The organism is Microcoleus sp. Pol14D4 (assembly GCF_036701245.1).
Taxonomy (GTDB): domain Bacteria; phylum Cyanobacteriota; class Cyanobacteriia; order Cyanobacteriales; family Microcoleaceae; genus Microcoleus.
Map to the genome: position 1 here is coordinate 20,498 of NZ_JAUBQM010000033.1, position 21,339 is coordinate 41,836.

15 protein-coding genes are annotated in these 21,339 nt (G+C 46.2%); 8 read left to right on the forward strand and 7 right to left on the reverse strand.

Annotation, left to right across the window (positions count from 1 at the left end):
* The 4 genes from QUA33_RS13980 to QUA33_RS13995 form a co-directional block, all read right to left on the reverse strand.
* Positions 1-5,374: DUF4347 domain-containing protein (locus QUA33_RS13980; RefSeq protein WP_333149093.1), on the reverse strand; the 5,374-nt coding region annotated here is incomplete at its 3' end.
* 457 nt (positions 5,375-5,831) lie between these two features.
* A complete protein-coding gene (locus QUA33_RS13985; RefSeq protein WP_333149094.1) occupies positions 5,832-6,710 on the reverse strand; it encodes an inositol monophosphatase family protein in 879 nt (292 codons plus the stop codon).
* A 98-nt stretch (positions 6,711-6,808) separates the two neighbouring features.
* Positions 6,809-7,933 carry a cupin-like domain-containing protein gene (locus QUA33_RS13990; protein ID WP_333149095.1) on the reverse strand — a complete coding sequence of 375 codons (1,125 nt, stop codon included), beginning with the start codon at positions 7,931-7,933 and terminating at the stop codon, positions 6,809-6,811.
* A gap of 232 nt (positions 7,934-8,165) precedes the next feature.
* Positions 8,166-9,023, reverse strand: a complete 858-nt coding sequence (locus QUA33_RS13995; RefSeq protein WP_333149096.1) for a PfkB family carbohydrate kinase — start codon at positions 9,021-9,023, stop codon at positions 8,166-8,168.
* A 49-nt stretch (positions 9,024-9,072) separates the two neighbouring features.
* Here QUA33_RS13995 and rsmI point away from each other — a divergent pair, with 49 nt between their 5' ends.
* Together rsmI and QUA33_RS14005 are read left to right on the forward strand one after the other, a co-directional pair.
* Complete coding sequence (gene rsmI / locus QUA33_RS14000; RefSeq protein ID WP_333149097.1) at positions 9,073-9,954, forward strand: 16S rRNA (cytidine(1402)-2'-O)-methyltransferase; 882 nt, start codon at positions 9,073-9,075, stop codon at positions 9,952-9,954.
* Positions 9,955-10,032: 78 nt separating this feature from the next.
* The gene (locus QUA33_RS14005; RefSeq protein ID WP_333149098.1) at positions 10,033-11,250 is read left to right on the forward strand and encodes a glycosyltransferase; all 1,218 of its coding nucleotides are present in this window, start codon (positions 10,033-10,035) and stop codon (positions 11,248-11,250) included.
* Between the two features lie 144 nt (positions 11,251-11,394).
* Here the strand turns inward: QUA33_RS14005 and QUA33_RS14010 are convergent, their stop codons facing one another.
* On the reverse strand, positions 11,395-12,405 hold the full coding sequence (locus tag QUA33_RS14010) for a DNA cytosine methyltransferase (RefSeq protein ID WP_333149099.1): 1,011 nt from the start codon (positions 12,403-12,405) through the stop codon (positions 11,395-11,397).
* A gap of 151 nt (positions 12,406-12,556) precedes the next feature.
* Between QUA33_RS14010 and QUA33_RS14015 the strand changes: the two genes are divergently transcribed.
* Positions 12,557-13,819, forward strand: coding sequence for a folylpolyglutamate synthase/dihydrofolate synthase family protein (locus tag QUA33_RS14015; RefSeq protein WP_333149100.1), 1,263 nt, complete (start codon positions 12,557-12,559; stop codon positions 13,817-13,819).
* A 5-nt stretch (positions 13,820-13,824) separates the two neighbouring features.
* Here QUA33_RS14015 and QUA33_RS14020 read toward each other — a convergent pair whose 3' ends face one another.
* Entirely contained in the window at positions 13,825-14,400 is a 576-nt protein-coding gene (locus QUA33_RS14020) for a Uma2 family endonuclease (RefSeq protein ID WP_333149101.1), read from the reverse strand.
* Positions 14,401-14,849: 449 nt separating this feature from the next.
* On the opposite strand from QUA33_RS14020, the gene QUA33_RS14025 reads away from it, so the two are divergent.
* Positions 14,850-15,581, forward strand: a complete 732-nt coding sequence (locus QUA33_RS14025; RefSeq protein WP_333149102.1) for a hypothetical protein — start codon at positions 14,850-14,852, stop codon at positions 15,579-15,581.
* Positions 15,578-16,009, forward strand: coding sequence for a type II toxin-antitoxin system VapC family toxin (locus QUA33_RS14030; RefSeq protein ID WP_333149103.1), 432 nt, complete (start codon positions 15,578-15,580; stop codon positions 16,007-16,009). The genes QUA33_RS14025 and QUA33_RS14030 overlap by 4 nt, the downstream gene beginning before the upstream one ends.
* Positions 16,010-16,058: 49 nt before the next feature.
* Here QUA33_RS14030 and QUA33_RS14035 read toward each other — a convergent pair whose 3' ends face one another.
* Complete coding sequence (locus QUA33_RS14035) at positions 16,059-17,342, reverse strand: sugar ABC transporter substrate-binding protein (protein WP_333149104.1); 1,284 nt, start codon at positions 17,340-17,342, stop codon at positions 16,059-16,061.
* Positions 17,343-17,722: 380 nt separating this feature from the next.
* On the opposite strand from QUA33_RS14035, the gene pilM reads away from it, so the two are divergent.
* From pilM to QUA33_RS14050, 3 genes are all read left to right on the forward strand, one after another.
* Positions 17,723-18,817, forward strand: coding sequence for a type IV pilus assembly protein PilM (gene pilM, locus QUA33_RS14040; protein ID WP_333067299.1), 1,095 nt, complete (start codon positions 17,723-17,725; stop codon positions 18,815-18,817).
* A gap of 413 nt (positions 18,818-19,230) precedes the next feature.
* Entirely contained in the window at positions 19,231-20,133 is a 903-nt protein-coding gene (locus tag QUA33_RS14045) for a PilN domain-containing protein (protein WP_333149105.1), read from the forward strand.
* Positions 20,130-20,930 carry a pilus assembly protein PilO gene (locus QUA33_RS14050; protein ID WP_333097749.1) on the forward strand — a complete coding sequence of 267 codons (801 nt, stop codon included), beginning with the start codon at positions 20,130-20,132 and terminating at the stop codon, positions 20,928-20,930. The genes QUA33_RS14045 and QUA33_RS14050 overlap by 4 nt, the downstream gene beginning before the upstream one ends.
* The last annotated feature ends 409 nt before the right edge of the window (positions 20,931-21,339 follow it).

Below are 21,339 nucleotides of genomic sequence, written 5' to 3' on the forward strand. Positions count from 1 at the left end.
GTTGTCCTACAGTGCCACCACCGCCTGGTTGTCCTACAGTGCCACCACCGCCTGGTTGTCCTACAGTGCCACCACCGCCTGGTTGTCCTACAGTGCCACCACCGTCGGGTTCTGGTGCTAAATCGTTATCCGCGATCGCCACTGTCACCCCTGGAACCACAATCCCACTATTATACTTAGCATCCGTGCTAGTCACAGTGTGAGTGATATTAGCGCTCTGCGCCCCTTCCACAACCGTATCGTCAACAGCTTTTACCGTAACGGTTTGAGCCTTATCCCAATTGTCTGGCGTGAAAGTCAGAGGCGCGATCGTCTGAATCTGATTACCTGTTGTGAGAGTGAGGGTGACAGGGCCGCTCGGCCGGGATTTCAGCACCGCACTGTAAGTACCATTTGCACCGCCTTCTGTAGCACTTGTTGCCGTGGGAGTAATGGAAATACCAGCGGTATCATCGTCTTTATTGGTAAGGCTAACATCCGCTACATCTCGGTTGCTGTAATTGGCATCTGTGCTAACAGTAGCCCCCGTGACAACTTTGTAGCCCATATCGCCGTCAGCAAGGCTATCGTCAACCCCAGTTACTGTCACCTGTTGCGGTGAACTCCAGTTAGCCGGAGTGAAAGTTATGGTATTAGGAGAAACTTTTCCTTCGGCAACATTATCCGTGTTCAAACCGATAGTAACATTAGCCGTCGGCTGAGTATTCAGAACCACAGTAAAGTTAGCACTGCCGCCAGCTTCACCCGTAGTTAATCCCGCAGTTGGATTCACCGTAACTCCCGGAGTTTCATTGTCACTGTTGGTGACTGTGACATCATCAGGATTGAGGTTATTGAAATTAGGATCGGTGCTCACAGCAACAGCCGTGACAATTTTGTAAGCTTGCTCGCCATCAGCTAGCAAATCGTCAACACCTGTCACCGTTACTTTTTGCGGTTCATTGTAGTTAGCGGAAGTGAAAGTTATGGTATTAGGAGAAACGGTTCCTTCGGCAACATTGTCACTGCTCAAACCGATCGCAACATCAGCAGTTGGTTGAGCATTGAGTTTGACAGTAAAATCTGCCTGACCACCAACTTCACTTGTACTTAATGCTGTTGGGTTAATAGTAAAGCCAGCCGTATCATCATTACTGATAGTTGTGGTAGCAGTAGCAGTGGTAAGTGTCGGTGTAGAATCTAATACCGAGGGATTGGACAGCGTAACCTCAAGGGTTTCATTAGCTTCGATCGCCGCATCGCCTAAAACATCCAGAGTAATTGTTTTCGATGTCTCGCCCGCTGCAAAACTAATCGTACCAGTCGCAGCAGTTGCACCAGATGTGCCGCCGATGTTTTTGTAGTCGCTAACGTTGCTGGCAGAACCGCCGATCGCATAATCTACTGTGCTCGCCAAGTCAGTGCAACCGCTGCGGGTAACAGTAAAAGTGGCAGCAGTTGTACCGGAGTTGCCTTCAGTAACGGTGGCAACACCAGCAGTAATCGCATAGTCGATCGGATTAAGCAGAATTGTCACCTTGCTAGCACCCGATCCGATGCGATCGCCTGGCCCTGAAATCACTCTGTTAAATCCGGCGTAAATCTCGGAATTGACTGGCCCAGTAGCATCAGGTTGACCGTTGAGGGCGTAAAGATATGGCGAATTCAAGCTATTTTTTAGCCCGTTTTTGTTATCCCACGCCAGTTGTTCGTTACTGACTTCTAACTCGACGCGGGAACCGTTGGTCACAAAGTTAGGCACATTTCCTGGGGTAAGTTCTCCGCCAGGGGGTGTATTGTAGTCATTGCCGAAAACGCTCATATTGCCGTTAACAATGTTCATCTCGGCATCGCGGCTTTGAGTGGTTGCATCCCCTCCATAGCCGTCGTTTGACGCTGAGTCGCCGAGATTTACCGTCCATCCTGACGGGGCTTTGTCGTATTCAACGATAAATTTCGCTTTTTTGATCTTGCCGTCAAAATTGATTTTGGCGACGGCTTCTAACCAACTGTCTGCGTTGGAGTCGGTCGGGGTATTTACTAGAGAAATAAACGGGTTTGGCGCACCGGTAATTGTGCCTGTTTTGAGGTCTATTTGGTACGGACTCAGGGTTGATGTACCAACCGGTGGTTTTGGGGGTGGCGGTGGCGCTACATCGTTATCACTAATAGCCACTGTCACCCCTGGAACCACAATCCCGTTATAATTCGTATCAGCGCTACTCACAATGTGAGTAAGATTAGCGCTGTGCGCGCCTTCCACACTCGTATCATTAACCGCTTGCACCGTAACGGTTTGAGCGACATTCCAATTATCCGGAGTGAAAGTCAGAGGCGCGATCGCCTGAATCTGATCGCCTGTTGTGAGAGTGATAGTTACAGGGTCGCTGGGCTGCGATTTCAGCACCACACTGTAGGTACCATTTGTACCGGCTTCTGTAGCAGTTGTTTCCGTAGGAGTAATAGAAACACCAGCCGTATCATCATTACTGATAGTTGTGGTAGCAGTAGCAGTGGTAAGTGTCGGTGTAGAATCTAATACCGAGGGATTGGACAGCGTAACCTCAAGGGTTTCATTAGCTTCGATCGCCGCATCGCCTAAAACATCCAGAGTAATTGTTTTCGATGTCTCGCCCGCTGCAAAACTAATCGTACCAGTCGCAGCAGTTGCACCAGATGTGCCGCCGATGTTTTTGTAGTCGCTAACGTTGCTGGCAGAACCGCCGATCGCATAATCTACTGTGCTCGCCAAGTCAGTGCAACCGCTGCGGGTAACAGTAAAAGTGGCAGCAGTTGTACCGGAGTTGCCTTCAGTAACGGTGGCAACACCAGCAGTAATCGCATAGTCGATCGGATTAAGCAGAATTGTCACCTTGCTAGCACCCGATCCGATGCGATCGCCTGGCCCTGAAATCACTCTGTTAAATCCGGCGTAAATCTCGGAATTGACTGGCCCAGTAGCATCAGGTTGACCGTTGAGGGCGTAAAGATATGGCGAATTCAAGCTATTTTTTAGCCCGTTTTTGTTATCCCACGCCAGTTGTTCGTTACTGACTTCTAACTCGACGCGGGAACCGTTGGTCACAAAGTTAGGCACATTTCCTGGGGTAAGTTCTCCGCCAGGGGGTGTATTGTAGTCATTGCCGAAAACGCTCATATTGCCGTTAACAATGTTCATCTCGGCATCGCGGCTTTGAGTGGTTGCATCCCCTCCATAGCCGTCGTTTGACCCAGAGTCGCCGAGATTTACCGTCCATCCTGACGGGGCTTTGTCGTATTCAACGATAAATTTCGCTTTTTTGATTTTGCCGTCAAAATTGATTTTAGCTACGGCTTCTAACCAACTGTCTGCGTTGGAGTCGGTCGGGGTATTTACTAGAGAAATAAACTGGTTTGGTTTGCCGGTAATTGCGCCTGTTTTGAGGTCTATTTGGTACGGACTCAGGGTTGAAGGTTGATCGTTAGCTGCAATAGTTAATGTTGTTTGTTTTGTTGTACCGGCAACGCCACCGGTGATTGCGCCCAAGTTTAGGATTGCGGTTTCGGCGTTTTCAGGGAGATTGTCAGGCTTGATAGTAACTGCAACATTCTGGGTGAGTGCGGCACCTGTTGCACCTGCGGGGAATGTAATCGAGGTAGGCGAAAAGGCGTAGTCGGAATTTTCGGTGGCTGTGCTGCTGGGGTCGATGACAATTGGCACTGTTACAGCAGCGTCAGGAGTGGCGCTGATAGTAACAGGAATATTGACTACTGTATCCGCAGTTCCTTCAGTGCCACTGTAAGTTGCAGCACCGAAATTTACCGCCGGAGATGTATGCAGCAGAATCGAGGTGTTTTGACCGCCAAAGTTCGCCGTAGCTAAATCGGATAAGCCATCTTTGTTAAAATCGCCTACAACAATACCTTGGGGATTGGTTCCCACAATAAAATTAGTGGCAGTCCCAAAGCTGCCATTGCCACTTCCAAACAAGACGGAGACATCGCCAGATCCATTGTTGGCTGTAGCTAAATCGACTTTTCCATCTGCATTGAAGTCACCACTAGCAATAGCAAGGGGTTGTGTTCCAACGCCAAAGTTGGTAGCTGCACTAAAGCTTCCTGTGCCAGTTCCTAACAGTATTGATACGTTGTTTGAGCCGCCTTCGTTACTCGTTGCTAAGTCAGGATTGTTGTCCCCATTAAAGTCTCCTAAAGCAATGTAATTAGGGCTATTTCCAACAGTAAAGTTAGTGGCGGGGGCGAAAGTACGATCGGCATTCTGCAACACGATGGATACGCTGCTAGAACCAAAGTTCGCTGTCGCAAAGTCAGACTTGCCATCCTTGTTAAAGTCGTTGACAAGCACAAAATAAGGATTTGACCCCACGCTCAAATTAGTAGCTGCGCCAAAAGTACCATTACCATTTCCCGGCAAGATGGAGACGTTGTTAGAGCTTTGATTGGCTGTAGCTAAGTCAGAATTGCCATCCCCGTTGAAGTCTCCCACAGCCACGGTATAAGGACTTGACCCCACCCCAAAGTAGGTGGCAGTACCAAAAGTACCATCGCCATTCCCTAGCAGGAGAGAAACGTTGTTAGTCAAATTATTGGCCGTAACTAAGTCAGAATTGCCGTCTTTGTTAAAGTCGGCTACAGCGACAGACCAGGTATAGAGATCGCTTGGCGGGCTGGTGTTAAGATTAGTGGCAGCGCCAAATTTGCCAGTGCCATCTCCCAGTGCGATCGAGACGTTGCGATTGGGTCCAGTGCTGGCAAAGGCTAGGTCAAGATTGCCGTCTTTGTTAAAGTCCCCAGTCGCAACTTTACGGAGACTGTAGGTTATGGGAAAATTCGTTGCCGGATCAAAAGTAGGCAGAACATACTCGTAACCTGCTAATACTTCGGCTTCAAATACCAGCGGCGTTTCAATTTTCCCGGTTCTCACTTCCAGTTCCCAGTCGCCGCCCTTTGCTACACTTCCCGTGAGGTTTTGGGAAGCCGCAACACTAGCGCCCGTTAACTCGCTCAAGCGTTTGACAAATGCTTTACCTGTCTCGCCTGCTGCTACACAGCACCCGTAGAGGAGGATATTCGGTCGATTTTTGCTCCTTGAGTCGGTTTGTGGCGAAAACCATTGCTGTAGAGAATCCCGATCGCACTCTATATCATCTAAACTCAAGCTACCGTCGCCGAGTTGCAACCTGCCGGGAGCACCGTGAGAAACAATGTGAATGCTGTCAATATTGGTACGAAGAGCTAAAATTTGAGTAATTTGGTCGATCGCATCCCGGTTCCCATCCAAAACGACTACTTCCGTACCCGGTTTTACCCCAGCAATCAGACTTTGATAATTTTCTACTTGAGTGTCGATAAAGGCGATCGACCTTACAGAAACTTGAATATTTAAATTTGGCATACTGCACCTATTAATAGCTAAAAAAACACAATGATTCCCCTGTTTCGCGACTTGCATCCGAAACACTTTCTCAAGGTTGTAGTAACCATAACTGTTTTTTAAGAGAATATCTATAAATTTTTCTTTATAAACACCTTTTAATTTAAAGTTTTGATAAAGATGGGGAATTTTATTAAGTAATATTGCGGACGAGCCAAGGCGAGGTGGATGACATAACACAAAAAGCATTCAATCGCAAGTGTAATGAGACTTAAATATTAAGAGCGGGATTTTTGATACATATGTGCGATGGGATTCCGCCGTTGGTTTCAACCCCTGGCGGATTTTCCGGCAAGGGTGGGGCGGGTTTACGAGATAATTGGTTTTAGGCAATTATTTCTCGTAAAACCCGCCCTACAAGTTATTCGTTAGAATCTTTAAGGGCGATTCCCTACGGGATAGCTTCGCACGCGCGGACTTACTTCAAGCCCCCATCTATCAATGCTAAAATCTCCTCAGCTTGGCCGCACAAAGCAGCGTGACAGCAACCGTTACTCGCCAACAACCCCCCCCACTGACTCACATCTCCCCGGTTATATTGCAAAGTAGAACCGTCAAAACGAGTAAATTGACCGCCCGCTTCAGTCAAAATTAATTCCGGTGCAGCCAAATCCCAATCTTTCGGGGCCGACTTGCCCGAAAGCGCAATATAAACATCAGCCTTTTGTTCGACAATTGTCGCAATTTTACAGCCGATACTACCGACAGCTATTTGATTTTGACAAGGAAGTTTTTGTAACAATTGATTAAAGCGATCGCCCCGGTGACTGCGGCTAGTTACTATAGATAAATCTGCCACTATATTTCGCGCAGAAACCTGCAACTTTACCGCAGAACCGTCCCGATTTTCCATAAAAGCACCCGCATCGCGGATTGCGTAATAAATCTTTTGCTGTTGCGGCCAAGCCACAACTGCCAATACCGGTCTTCCCTCGAACGCTAAAGCAATGTGAACGGCAAATTCCCCTGTCCTGTCAATAAAATCTCGCGTTCCATCCAAAGGATCAATAATCCAAACCCAACTTTGAGGTAAGGGAACTTTACCATAAGTTTCTAAATAAGATTTGTAAGTTTCTTCGCTGAGATAGCCAAATTCTGCATTCCCTAAAGCCGACTGCAATTCGTCGAGAATGTAAGAATTGACAGCGACATCGGCGGCGGTGACGGGACCATCTTTTTTCTCTTGGATGTCGAGGTTAGGAGTGTTGGAATCCTGCCGATAATAGGATTGTAGGATATCTGATGCACTCCAGGCGATCGATCGGGCAATTTCGCTGATTTCTTCGAGAGTTTTCATGAATTTCTTTTTTTTGAACCGCAGATAAACGCCGATTAACGCAGATTTCTCTAGGGGCGGTGCCCCCGTGCCCGCCCCTGGGAACCATACATTAGCAATTACCAATTAATATGAGGATATTTCCATTCATAATAATTGGGAAACACGAAATTAGTAAACGAAACCGAAATACTAACCTCCAAGGATTTTACATGATGCCACCAACCGACAGGAATAAAGATAGCCTCTCCCGGTTCCAAAATCACTTCAATAATTTTCGCATCTCTGTAAAGTGGGTATTTGTCATAATCGGGATTCTCGCCGTCAACCTTGCTGAAAACTCCAACGTGATTGTAAAGCAGAGGTGTTTGTTGTGGAGAAATCAATTTAATTAGTTTGCGACCCGACACTTGAGCTAAAATTAAATTAACTGGGTCATGGTGCAGCGGTGTAATCGTGCCTTTCGGACCGAACCAAAAGAAAACTCTGCCTTTTGTATCCGTGGGATTTAGATATTCTGGGAAAATTTCAATGTCGTCGAATAGGGGTTTAAATTCCTCTCTTTCCAGAGTTTTGTTGTTAGCAACCATGTAGTAGTCGTTGCTAGGTCCGCCCTTGACTACCATCTCTACATATTTGCGGAACAAAACAATTTTCTTGTGATTTTCTATCTTAATTTCGTAATTCGGGTCTGAGTTGCGGTTAGCTTGAATTTGTACCTCTGCATCGCCGTATTTTTGCTGCAAATATTCCGGCGTCCACAACTGCAACGCTTTCCAGTTGTGCATAATATTGGTAATAATTACTGGGGTATTTTTGGCGTAGTAATTTTCGAGAAAATACTCTCTAGAAAGGCTGCTTTTGCGTTCGATTGTGCCAAACTTGGAAGACAATGCAGCTAATTGATTGTTAATCCTGAGATGCGATTCTAATTTCTGCAATAACTGCACGTAATGGCTGCCTGCTTGGAAGTAGGGATGAGATGATATTTCCTTAACTTCTGCGCTGGCTGTTTCCGCATCTATGCCTGTATTTATTAGCGCTTGAATGATTTCGGCGTCGGGTTGATTTAATAATTTGTTGGCCGCCACCCACTGTTTCATATTGTCGGGAACTTCTTGTTTGCTTGGGGTGAGTAGATTGGGCAAGTTTTGTGTCAGCCATTCTAGGTTAACTTGCTGTTGTTCAGTGAGGGTAATCCGCAAAGGGGGAAGGGTGATAGTTAGGGGTTGGGTGTCAGACATGATTCGGGTATGTTGTTTTGGGAGTGTTTTGTGTGACTTTAACTTGTCTTACTAATATAGCAATTTTGTTAACGAACCGCGAAGGCGCTAATGCCGCGAAGGAAGAGAAGAGGTAAGTTCACCAATTTTGTCGAACTTGCTGTCAGGATTTTAACTCAACAAGTGCTGCCAGTTCAATTTTTCTAGCTTTGAGCGGTTTTAACCGGATAGTTTGGTTAATTTTTATTTAAAATTAAGCCTTATTCATCCAAGCACGAGTTCCGAAACTTTTGCAGGAATGGGAAGCTATTTTAGCTGCTGCAGTGAGAGTATCGGTAAAGTTATTTTGCAATATGTAGTGACAGAAAGCCCCGTGAAAGATGTCGCCAGCGCCTAAAGTGTCTGCGGCTTGAAGTTGAGGTACTTCTATACTGCCATAACTGTCATTGCTGAGGTATAAAATTGATTTGTCGCCGCGAGTGATGGCAATATGGGAAATTCCGGCTGCTGAGAGGTAAGCAAAGACTTGTTCGGAATTGTCGCAGTCGGGCGGATGAAAGTTATCGGAACATACCGCCCATTCAACGAAAGGCAATATTTCCTCTAATCCGGGTTTCCAACTGCCACCGTCGAGGACAATGGGAATGTTTTTTGACTTGGCAAGTTGAGCAATTTGTTTGCTGGCTGCGATTTGATGCCCGTCAACCAGTACAATATTAACGGATGTTAAAATATCCTGGTTAATTGTTTGACTGTCAACTTGCGATTTCATAGCATTGATGGAAATTACCGATCGATCGCCCGTTGCTTCAGTTACAATAATCGAGGACACTGGCGGCGAGTGCGATCGCCCGGGCTCCAAATCAATTATCCTGACATTATACTCCGCTAAGTCTGCACGAATTAGTTGGGCGATCGCGTGAGTGCCCAAAACACCAGCCCATACCGCCGCATTCCCCAAATAGCTAAAAGTGACCGCAGCATTGGCCGCGGGCCCGCCCGCAGCAATGGTACAATCAGAAGCAACAACTTTCTGATTTTCACCCGGAGGCTTCTCGGTCAAATAAACTAAATCTAAAGTTGCCAATCCCAAAAATAATCCCGTTTTCATATCGGCGTTAATCCGCGTTCATCTGCGGTTAAAAAATCCCACTCTTAAAATGCAAGCAAATCCCAATACAGGAACACTTTACATCGTAGGAACCCCGATAGGCAACCTCGAAGACATGACATTTCGCGCCATCCGAATTTTACAAACAGTAGACTTCATCGCCGCCGAAGATACCCGCCATACAGGCAAACTTTTGCACCATTTCCAAATCAAAACGCCCCAAATTAGCTATCACGAACACAACCAACACCAACGAGTCCCCGAACTCATCGACAAACTGCTTTTAGGCAAAGATATGGCCCTCGTCACCGATGCCGGAATGCCGGGAATTTCTGACCCCGGTTCCGAGTTGGTCAAAGCTTGCGCCGATGCTAATATTAACATTATTCCGATTCCCGGCCCGACCGCTTGCATTGTTGGTATAACTGCATCAGGATTACCCACACAAAGATTTGTATTTGAAGGTTTCTTACCCGTGAAAGGTCAAGAACGCCAACAGAGTTTAGAAGCTTTGCAAATAGAATCCCGCACTATAATATTATACGAATCTCCGCACCGATTGCGGCAAACTTTACAAGATTTAGCAACTACTTTGGGAAGCGACAGACAGATTGTGCTGGCGAGAGAGTTAACTAAAATGCACGAAGAGTTTTGGCGTGGTAGTATAGAAAGTGCGATCGCACTTTACACCAATCGCGAACCCCAGGGAGAATTTACCCTCGTAATTGCCGGCCTCCAAACAGCAGCCCCAATATTTTCCGAAGACGCCATCAAAGCAGAATTGCAAACATTAATTGCAGAAGGCATAAGTCGTTCCCAAGCCAGCCGCCAACTAGCGCAACAAACATCCCTCCCCCGCCGCCAAATCTACCAACTCGCCCTCACAATTGGCGACAATGAATCACTAGAACAACCCTTAGATGACTTGTGAATATCTCTCTTCTTCTCTGCGCCCTCTGCGCCCTCTGCGGTTAAATAAAAAAAGCTAGATACTCACACTCAGAATTATATGGTACGCGGAAACTACGATCGACAAAAACCATATTTACGCAACCCCCACATCAACAAACCAATCGCCGAAATTTATGCAGACTTAGACGCCTTTAGCTGGGAGATATTTGAAGACCAACCCCACCGCTTCGATACCGTCAGTTTCTACGTCTTGCTTCCCCCGCTGTTTTACGAAGGGCGTTTCATCAAAGGAATTTACTTCAGCGAAGCAGTCGAACTCATCAACAAACTATTTCCTGAACTTTCCTCAGTATTTTTATCCTTCGCCTATTCCCCCGGAATCTCCTACTCCTGGGCCCCCATAGCTGACGCCTACTCCAGTTTATACAAAAACCCGCAGCGGGATAAATGGTTTCGCAAAACTTATCCCGATCGCGCCCACAAACCAATCATACCACTGCAAGACACCGACTTCATCAACGAATACTTAATTTCCCCGCGCAACGTCCCCGCCAAAGACATAGACTTGCTAGCCGTCTCCCGAATTTCCGAAGAAAAAAATTTGCCAATTATAGCCAAAGCCTTAAAAGTTTACCGCCAAAAATATCCGCAAAAACCGATTAAATTAACAGTAGTCACCGGCCACGAATTTGATGCTAGCAACCTGAATACTCTCGACCAGTACGCCTTAGAAGAATGGCAACAAGTCGAGGAAATTTTAACCAATCCCTCCGACTACATTAACTTAGTGCCGAGAGTTGACTACTACAGCGAAATCCCCACATATTATTCGCGAGCCCAAGCATTCGTCCTCGGTTCCCTCCTCGAAGGAAAAAACCGGGGAATTACCGAAGCCATGAGTTGCAACGTACCAGTAATTTGTTTTGAAGAATTCAACCAATACGCCAGAGGCAACTCGCCAGTTTTCCCCGAAGGTGCGGGTCTTTACGCCAAATTTGACCCAGAATCTCTCGCAGATACTATATATACAGTATTGGAAAATCAAACTGAATTCAAGCCGCGATATCAGTATTTAAAGCATTGCGGGCGCAAGAACTTTTTCAATACTTGTATAGACAGTTTTCCTTACTATCAGCACAACATTCCCGACTACAAGCTCGGAGATGCGATTAACAATTTGTGGCTGGATTTAGCAGTTCAACAAAATTATCAAGTTAGTTTGAATAGCTTTTTGTACGGAGGTTCTCCCTTGTCTCACATCCGCGGGACAAATGCGATTCAGCATAATCTCGGTCAGTTAACCAAGTTTCAATGACAGATAATTCGGAATTATTAAACCGCAGAGGCCACAGAGGACACAGAGGAGGAGAAGAGAGAGATGAATAATTCTGATGTCAACGGATTTGAGATTAGTCTTCATAGCGAGGACTTTCGCTAAAAGCCCCGTGGAATTCATTCCCTAGGGACTGGTAGATGGTCGGCTTAAGTTGACAATATCCTCAAAAATCTTACTTGCCAAAACTCTCGCCAACTTCACAGGAACAGCATTGCCGACCATTTTGTATCCATCAGCAATATACTTGTACTTAAAAATAAACTCATCCGGGAAAGTCTGAACTCTCGCGCACTCTCGCACAGAAAGCCGACGGTAAGGCTGAGGCGAATTGGGGTCAAAAATGCGCTTGTCTTTGCCAACCAGAATCATTTTACTAGCTTGAGGATGGAGAGGTGCGTGTCTGCCGCTTGCCTGAATTGTAAACGAAGGTTCTGACCAACTTCTAACTCGATTGCGCGACATATAAAGGCTGGAAAACCCCAAATCCGCACATTCGTGATTTGGGACAGAATCGTGATAATTATCTAATTTACCCTTAACTGACATTGGCGCGATCGCCTGCAAATCAAAAATCGCATCTTTCAGCGTCAAAACCTCGGTTCCAGGTTCGGGAAACTCAAAACCAAAACCCAGAGTTTCCCGATAGCCAACAACAATCACCCTTTGCCTATCTTGCGGAACACCAAAATTTATAGCATTCACCAACTTGTACGAAACCCGATAGCCAATGTCCTCAAACTGCGATAATATATAAGTGAAAGCCTCCTTGTTTCTGGGGGCCAAGATACCGCTAACATTTTCAGCTAAAAAAAACAAAGGCTGCTTGTCCCGCACAATTCTGATATACTCCCAAAAAAGTTGACCCCTACTGTCATCAATTCCCCGTTTAGCGCCGGCCGCACTCCAACTTTGACAAGGAGGCCCGCCAATTATCCCAATACAATTAGGAATTTCATCAGATTTGATTTTTCTGATATCTCTGCGATCTAAAATAGTTTCAGGATGATTGAAATTATACGTATCCCAAATAGACTTATCATATTCATTCGCCCAAACCGGATTAAACCCAGCTAAGCGAAAACCCAAATCCAACCCCCCACAACCCGAAAACAGAGAAATAATATCCAAAGCCACCTTTTTTCACCCGCAATAAATACAATGAATCAATTATAAACCTCTCTTTTCTTAGATATCTATCTCTTTCTTCTCTCACTCTGCGCCCTCTGCGCCCTCTGCGGTTAATAAAAAAATATAATTCACACACAAACAGAATTTATCATCCTCAATGAATGCAGAATCCATCCTCCAATCTTACCAACACTTCGGCGTCCACCTCGGCCTAGAAAGAATCAAACAACTTCTAGAAAAACTAGATAACCCCCACCAAAAAGTACCCATTATCCACATTGCCGGCACCAATGGCAAAGGTTCCGTTTGCGCTTATCTCTCTTCCGTACTAACAGAAGCAGGCTATCGAGTCGGGCGCTACACATCCCCGCACCTAATCGATTGGACAGAAAGAATTTGCATCAACCAAAAACCGATTTCCCCAACAGAATTGCAACAGTGTCTAGAACGAGTTGTCGCCGCCACCGAAAATAACACCGAAACTCCCACTCAATTTGAAATAATCACCGCCGCAGCTTGGCTGTATTTCGCCGAACAAAAAGCAGATATTGCAGTCATAGAAACTGGATTGGGCGGAAGATTAGACGCGACTAACGTTTGCGAAACACCTCTCGCTAGCGTCATTACTTCTATCAGTCTCGACCACTGGCAAATACTCGGTCCCACCGTCGCCGATATTGCTGGGGAAAAAGCGGGAATTCTCAAACCAAAGTGTCCGGCAGTGATCGGAGAATTGCCAGAATCAGCTAGAATAGTAGTAGAAAAACGCATTCAAGAACTAGACTGTCCGGCAACTTGGGTAAAACCAGCAATAGATTTAGGACAAGGGTTCGCAGAATATCAGTTAAATCAAAATGCGGTTAAAATAAAATATCAATTGCCGCTGCTGGGAAAATTTCAACTAATGAATTCAGCAATTGCGATCGCAACTTTGCAAATTCTCCAAAACCAAGGATGGCAAATATCCCCAACCGCCATCGAAAACGGTATCGCCAAAACCCAATGGCCCGGAAGACTCCAGCAGACAACTTGGAAAAACCGCAACATATTAATTGACGGCGCGCACAACCCCGCCGCGGCGATCGCACTGCGCGAATATGTCGATAATATTAACAGTTCCCAACCGATTAACTGGGTAATTGGGATTCTGGCTACCAAAGACTGCGACGATATTTTGAAAGCATTACTCAAAAAGGGCGATCGACTTTACCTAGTACCCGTACCCGATCACAACTCATCATCCCCCGCAGAATTAGCCACCCTAGCTCAAATTATCTGCCCCGAATTAACTCTCTGTCAAGCCTTCTCCGACTTAACAACAGCTTTAGATGCTGCTGTTACAGGCGACAACCTAACAATCCTTTGTGGTTCGCTTTATCTCGTCGGCTATTTTCTGCAACAACAACAATCCCAAGCTTAAACGCATCAGAATTGTGTTTCTTCCTCCGTAAAGATAGGAGGCCACAATTCCGAAACGGGCAATTCCCAACCGGGAAAAAGTTCTGCTACTGTTAAGATATCGCCATTTCCTAAAACAGTCGGTTCGCCTGTAGAGCGATAAATAGTCACTGTTTCTTCATCAGGATCGATCAGAATTCCGACGGTCGCACCCAGTTCTATAAACTTCAAAACCTTAGTTTCTATAAGCTTAATGCGATCGCTCTGAGATTTAATCTCAACCACCAAATCGGGGACAAGTTCTCCAAAATAACGCGGACTTTGGCGCAAGCGGGCGGCCCGCACAAAAGAAACATCCGGCGCTTTGACATTCGTATCCGGCATGATAAAACCGCCTGCGGAATCAAAGACTCTCCCCAAGCGACGGGGATAAACCCAGTTACCCAGCAAGCGAATCAAAATACTGCTGATTTCACTGGATACGATGTCTGATGGCCCCACAATTGAAAGTTTCCCGTCTTCTAGTTCTATTTTGTAATCTAAACCAGCTTCGGAAAAAAGGGTTTGAACTTGGTTTAAATCTTTGAGTGTCATCGCTGGCATAAGAATTTTATCCTATTCCGATCTGAGCTTTGATTTTAACACAAGTCAAATTTCTGAATATTTGAGAAATTCAGGCTATCTTCCTACCAATTATCAATCAAGCTGAATTGAGAAAGGCGATCGCACGGGATAAAGAAACCCAGAAACTGGGATGAGCGATCGTTCTTATCAACAAACATTTACCTCGAAAATAGTCTAGATTGACTTATCCAGAGTTTTCCTCCGACTCCGCGTTGTGAAGAGGCGATAATTTCATCATTCGATAATAAATTAAAAGGTGATATCTGCTTATATACGGCGACACAGATTCCCATTCTTAAATAATACGTCAAGTGACCGAAAAAAGCAAGGGGCGATCTCAAAAAAGATTAATACCTAATGCCCAATCCCCAATGCCAAATTTTTGTTACAATACAAGTGAGTTTAGAAAAATTTAGATGTCGAAGTTTATGAGCAGCCTTATATCGGTGCAAACGCTAATTGAATATATAGAAGCTTTGCCAGCCCAAGAGCAAACTTTACTATTTGACGAGCTTTTCAGGCGAAACATAATCAAGCAGCGTCAGGAAAACATCGATTATTCTACAGTCAAGGTAGCTGGTGACTCGGGGAGGTGGCAAGAAGCACTAGAAAAGTTCCTCCAAGAAAACACCAAGGATAGAGTAAACATGGTCAAATTTCTGGAGGCGGTTCTCAAAGCAGACCAGCTTATCATTGGAGAAAGAGAAAAGCCGCGCCAGGAAAACACCAAGCAGACAGTCAAGACAAAAACACTCTTAACAGGTAACGCTACCTGCGACATTCGCGCAGCCGATCGCACTGACTTTGGGGGCGACCTCGACAGCTCAACTGCTCACATAATCATTAAAAACGAATCAGACAAAACATTCAGTGCAGCGTTGCTGGGATGGCCCGAATGTAAAGCTTTTGGCGAGACGCGATCGCAAGCACTGCAAAACCTTCACGATTTAGTAAATGCCCAGCTAGCCGAAGCTGAAATCGTCTCTGTCAAACTCACTTCTAGTCGATCGAACAATCCTTGGGTGAGGTTAGCTGGTAAGTATGAAAACGATCCCCAATACGATGAGGTATTGGCACACATAGAAGAATATCGCCGCGAACTCGATGCAGAAACCGAAGCTTATTATAGTCAAATTGACGCTGCGGTTGAGACCAAATGAGCCGATACATACTTGATACGGATTGTTTCTCCCTTTGGCAAAAAAATCATCCAATGATGGTGCAGCAGGTCAAGGTTAACGCAGAAAATTTTGCTGTAACTATCGTAACAGTAGAGGAAGTAATTCGCGGCAGGTTCAATGTTATCAGACAGGCTTCTGAACCTTCGCAAGCGGACAAATTAGTATTGGCTTACACCAACTTATGGGATACATTAGATGATTTCAAAACTCTCAAAATTCTGAAATTTGACCAGAATGCTTTCACTATTTACACTGGGTTCCGCAGTCAAAAAATACGCATCGGCACGCAAGATTTGCGGATTGCTGCTATTGTACTTGCTAATAATGCTATCCTCGTTACGCGCAACTACCGAGATTTTTCGCAAGTGCCTGGTTTAGTGCAGAAAGACTGGACAATTCTACCTTAAAAGCAAGGGGCGAGATCAAAAAAAATCCCGCCCCAGCTTCAATTAAAAACTACCTTTGATCCCAAGCCTTAGCCGCATCAGCCACAGCCTGTTCTACCGATTTCTCATCCAACATTGCCGCCTGCAAATTGTCATAAATCGCCTTTTGCAACTTTTTAACATCCTTGAGAGGCGGAATCAATAGCTCGGCGGAAGTCAACCCAGAAGCACTAACAACCCGAGCTCGATCGGCAGCAGCAGCATCAGCAGGAACGCTCTTAAAATAATCGTCCTTTAAAGCCTCAACCGTAGAAGGCAAAACATTAGCAGCCTTAGCAAAAGCCAACTGATTTTGAGAATTAGTCACGTACAAAGCAAACTTGACAGCATCATCAGGGCGCTTGCTGTCGCGGGGTACAACCAAATTCATCACCGCCACAGTCTTCTTCCCTGTTTCCCCCGTAATTTGAGGGGCAGCAGCCGAAACAGCACCAATACTCGGAGCATTCTCAGAAATCGCCTTCAAAAACTGAGGCCCAGAAGCCAACAAAGAAGTTTCTCCAGCTTGATAAAGCTCGATCGCCCTGCGATGTCCCTGCACCAAAACATCCTGCGGTAAAAGTCCGTTTTTGTACAAATCTACCCAATACTGAAAAACAGCTTTGCCCTTATCAGAATTAAAAGCCGCCTTGCCTTTAGCGTCAATCAAAGGCACACCCATCTGCACGAAAGATTGCAAAACCTCGGCCGAATCTTCCGGCACAAAAGTCACAAAAAAAGCAAACTTACCAGTCTTTTCCTTCACCTGCTTCGCCACCTGTGCCAACTCGGCATAGGTAGCGGGAGGCTTAGCAATTCCCGCCTTCTTCAACAACTCCGTATTGTAAATTGTCACCCCAGTCGTGAGATACCAAGGAATGCCAAAACTCTTGCCGTCGAGTACGCCAGCTTTCCAGATATTTGGCAGATAGGTCGATCGAACTTGCTGCGGAATCCGAGAATCCAAATCCAGCCAAGCATTGCGTCCCGCCAAAAGCGAAGCAAAATCGGGATTTAGGTTCACCACATCCGGCGCTGTTTTCGCCGAAACAGCCCCCAAAATCTTGCTTTCCATCGCCGACCAAGGAACGTCCACCCAACGCACCTTCACCCCCGGATTTTCCGCTTCAAAACCGGCAATCGTCTTGTTGAAATACTCAGTAAACTGAGGTTGAAGCTGCATAGTCCAGAACTCGATTTCCTGCGTATTATTTGCCTGGGAATTAACAGCCGGCTTGCTGCAACTCACCACCGCAGCCAGCAGCAGCCCCACCAGCCCAAAAACAGCAAACAGTTGCCAAGATTTACGTTTCATAGAATAAAATTTGAGAGTTATGGGAACCGTTAGAGAAAAAAGCGATCGCCCGAATCAAGCGCGATCGAGTCAGTAACAGAGTTTTGTACCTGGGCCCAGGAGCGAGATAATCTGTTTTTGTGCAGAATCAGCAGGTTTTCGGCCGATCGAGCTGGAATTTATTGACATTCGCAGCAGAATAGCTATTGTCAAGTAAATTGGATAGCATAAAATCGGAACTAGCGATCGCGCAACACAGACGGAGCTGCGTAGCTACGGCGGGATACCGAGATTACAGCACTCTTTCGGCAGTTGGAAACCAACCCTCCAACACCGGACTCGCTGAATCAGGCTGGCCAACAACAAAAGAAAAAAATAGCAATTACCGGCGACCCAATCACATGGTTAACTTTTTCAAAGGTCTACTTTCCCAACGCCAGCCAGGAATCGGGATCGAAATAGCCCCAGACCGCATCAACATCATTCAGCTCGAAAAGAAAGCTCAGGCATTAAAATTAGGCATCCTAGCCTCAATAGAAGTTCCAGAAGACATAGTACAAGAAGGACAAATAGTCGATCCGCCGGGAATGGCAGAACTAATACGTACCGTCCTCGCCGACAACAAAATCAAAGCCAAGCGAGTAGCCACAGCCATTCCCGGCCGCGAAGCCGTCATCCGCCTCATCCCAGTTCCTGCAGAGCTCAACGAAGAAGAACTGCGGGATTACATGAACGCAGAAGCAGGACTTTACTTGCCGTTTCCCAGAGAAGACGCGGACGTAGACTATCAAAAAATAGGCCTTTTTGTAGATGACGATGGAGTAGAAAAAGTGCAAGTCGTGTTAGTAGCAACCCGCAGAGAAGTTACCGACACATACATCGAAACCTTCAAAGAAGCCGGACTGATTATAGACGTACTAGAAGTAACCAGTTTTGCTCTAATCCGCACCCTCAAAGAACAACTGCAACAATTTTCCTCCCAAGAAGCAGCAGTTCTCACCGCCATAGAATTTGACAGTACCGAGTTAGCTATAGTAGTGGACGGTATACCTCAGTTCAACCGTACCATCCCGATCGGCACCTACCAAATCCAGACCGCCCTCAACCAAGCCATGAACCTGCCGCCAACCAGAGACACCAGCGAACTGCAAGGCATGACCCTACCCGTCACAGATACAATGGGCGCATCGGGAGACGCCAATCCGGGAACAAATGCGATGATAAAAGTATTGGGAGAACTAGCAGACGAACTGCGCCGCTCAGTAGACTTTTACCTCAACCAGAGCGAAGAACTCGAAGTAGCGCAACTGCTGCTAGCAGGCCCTGGAGCTGCGATCGGCAAACTAGACGAATTTTTTATGCAAAGATTAAGCTTGCCCGCATCTCAAGTCGATCCCATCGAAACCCTAGGACTCGAAATCAGCCAAGAAATTACCCCTGAACAGCGAGCAGGTTTAGGAGTCGCGCTAGGTTTAGGACTAAGGGAGGTTATGTGACCTAACAGTTTTAGATGAGAGAAAAACCCATTTGAGAATTTTAGGTAAAAATCCCTGCCAAAAGAAGAAGGCAGAAAGCAGAAGGTAGAATATTGGAGGTAGAAGGTAGAAGGTAAAAGGTAGAATATATCTGAGCTAGAAACAGCCCCTTCCTTCAGTAGAAGGCAGAAAGTTGTTTCTTTCTTCCCTAAATAAATCCTTCACTTGTACCAGCAATCTTGGGTTCTGTCTAAAATCTCAAATTTCTAATTTAAATCTATAGCAACAGCCAAGACTGTTAGGACATTCTTAATTGCTGAAACATCAGCGGTAGATAACTTTTTCCTTCTACCTTCTACCTTCTACATTGTGCCTTATACCTTCTACCTTGTGCCTTCTCCCTTCTTCCTTCTGCTATAAAATCGAGTGAAGCCATGTACAGCCTAGATATTAATTTTCTCAACGACCGTCCGGACTACAAACCAGTTGCAACCAAAAGCCCAGCTAAAAAAAGTTCCGGTGGAGCCAAAGACCAACTGCCCATATATGGGGCGGTGCTGTTTGCCTTCGGGGTCAACGCCGCCGTCCTGGGCGCCTGGTGGTGGGCGACTAACGAAAATAACAAGTTGGCCCAACAACAAGCAACCATCGACCAAGAACTGGTAACGTTAAACACTCAAGCCAGCACCATCAAAGCCATCAACGCCGAAACCGACCAAGTTACCGCCGAATACAAAGCATTAGCCGGAGTATTCGACCAAATTAAACCTTGGTCAGCGATGCTGCAAGACCTCAGCGCCCGTACTCCGGCGGGAGTGCAAATTGGCAAAATCGAGCAAATCGACCCCAGTCCCTCCCCCGTTGCAGCAGCACCCCCACCCCCTGCAGCCACCCCCGCAGCCAGCCCGTCCCCAGGAGCGAGTCCGTCTCCAGCCAGCCCTACCCCGGCTGCCGCTCCCCCTCCCGTCGTCCCGCAGCAGGCATCAAAAGTACAAATTTCAGGGATAGCCAGTACCTTTGCTCAAGTTAACGACTTTATGCTGCTAGTCCAGCGCTCTCCTTTCTTCCTTAACACCGATACCAAACTGATAGCGGCCACCTTAAAAAACAACCCCGTACAATTACAAGTACGCAACCAAAACGCAGCACCACCAGAACTTCCCAAACTGCGACCAGTAGTGGAATATAAAATTGAAACGACGCTCAGCCCGACCGGAGCCTCCGAGTTGCTCCCCGAGCTCCGCAGCAAGCAAGCAGACGGGCTAGCAATACGGATAGAAACACTTCAAGAAAAAGGAGTGCTAGAACCACAAAAACCAGAGGTGAAAAAACAATGACAGCAAATCAGTTTATTCCCAGCGGCGCACAAGCAGAAGAGACAGGGGCTCAGGAAATATTCGGCATTAAGCTGACACCCCAAGTCCAAGCAATCGGCATCGCGGTTCTCGGCCTCCTACTCGCTGGCGGCCTCGGCTACCAGTTCGTACTTCCGGAATTCCAAAAAAGCGGCGAATTCCAGCAAAAACTTAGCGAAAGCAAGCAAACGCAACTGCAATTGAAAACTCAAATTCAAAAAAAGGCAGAAGCAGAAGCCAAGCAAGAAGAAGCAAAACAGCGTCGGGCAAACGTGACGGCAATGTTTGCCAGCGACGCCAGCGCCAACACGCTTTTGCTTGACATGACGCAACTGGTTAATAGAATCAATGCAGGCGTGCAAGGAGATGACCTCAAGGCTAAAATTACCAAGTTTGAGCCGGATATGCCCCCAGCGGCAGCAACCGCCGCGCCGGGAGCTCCAGACCCTGATATTCTCGCCGATACCTCCTTCGGGCCGTCCCTGGCTGGCAAGCTCAGACGCAAAAAATTCAAGGTAGAGTTTGAAGGCACTTTCGCTCAAACCCGCAATTTTATGCGTAACTTGGAGTTGATGCAGTCGCTGTTGGTAGTTAGGAATTTGAAATCTGAATTGCTAGCATCAAATCAGCCCATTGAAGTTGACTTTTTGAAAGGAAAAATAGTCCCTGTGGAGCAGCCGCCAACTAAAATTAAAACTGCTTTTGACTTGCACGCACTGCTGCCGTTAAAGCAAGAAGAAAAAGCGCCAACTCCGGCTCCAAGTCCTGCTGCTAAGTAGCTGTAGTTTGGCGGATATTAGTTAGCTATTGTTACCAAATGGCTATTTCACAAGAAGGCAGAAGGCAGAAGGTTGAAATTGGATGATTGAAGGTAGAAGTCAAAAAATATGAATGCCATTAAATAGTTCTTTTTATATGGCAATCAACAATTTGCTCTAAAACCTAATTTCTTCTAATACCAGTTTCAAAAAGTAATGGAACTGTATAGCAATTTTTGCAGGAGTCGTATTTTTTTTACCCCACCCCAACCCTCCCCTTACAAAGGGGAGGGAGTAAGAAATACACAAATGATGCGAGGATTGCTGTAGGATAGCTTCTAACCCCTATGTCATCTGTTATTCCCAATCGAAAATCTAAAATCGAAAAGGGCATAACTTCTTCGTTTAAAAAGGCTCGAAGCGAGAATAT

Coding starts and splice junctions, on each gene's coding strand:
- QUA33_RS13985 (WP_333149094.1), bottom strand. CDS start 6,710: ATGAAAACTCTCGAAGAAATCAGCGAAATTGCCCGATCGATCGCCTGG.
- QUA33_RS13990 (WP_333149095.1), bottom strand. CDS start 7,933: ATGTCTGACACCCAACCCCTAACTATCACCCTTCCCCCTTTGCGGATT.
- QUA33_RS13995 (WP_333149096.1), bottom strand. CDS start 9,023: ATGAAAACGGGATTATTTTTGGGATTGGCAACTTTAGATTTAGTTTAT.
- rsmI (WP_333149097.1), top strand. CDS start 9,073: ATGCAAGCAAATCCCAATACAGGAACACTTTACATCGTAGGAACCCCG.
- QUA33_RS14005 (WP_333149098.1), top strand. CDS start 10,033: ATGGTACGCGGAAACTACGATCGACAAAAACCATATTTACGCAACCCC.
- QUA33_RS14015 (WP_333149100.1), top strand. CDS start 12,557: ATGAATGCAGAATCCATCCTCCAATCTTACCAACACTTCGGCGTCCAC.
- QUA33_RS14020 (WP_333149101.1), bottom strand. CDS start 14,400: ATGCCAGCGATGACACTCAAAGATTTAAACCAAGTTCAAACCCTTTTT.
- QUA33_RS14025 (WP_333149102.1), top strand. CDS start 14,850: ATGAGCAGCCTTATATCGGTGCAAACGCTAATTGAATATATAGAAGCT.
- QUA33_RS14030 (WP_333149103.1), top strand. CDS start 15,578: ATGAGCCGATACATACTTGATACGGATTGTTTCTCCCTTTGGCAAAAA.
- QUA33_RS14035 (WP_333149104.1), bottom strand. CDS start 17,342: ATGAAACGTAAATCTTGGCAACTGTTTGCTGTTTTTGGGCTGGTGGGG.
- pilM (WP_333067299.1), top strand. CDS start 17,723: ATGGTTAACTTTTTCAAAGGTCTACTTTCCCAACGCCAGCCAGGAATC.
- QUA33_RS14045 (WP_333149105.1), top strand. CDS start 19,231: ATGTACAGCCTAGATATTAATTTTCTCAACGACCGTCCGGACTACAAA.
- QUA33_RS14050 (WP_333097749.1), top strand. CDS start 20,130: ATGACAGCAAATCAGTTTATTCCCAGCGGCGCACAAGCAGAAGAGACA.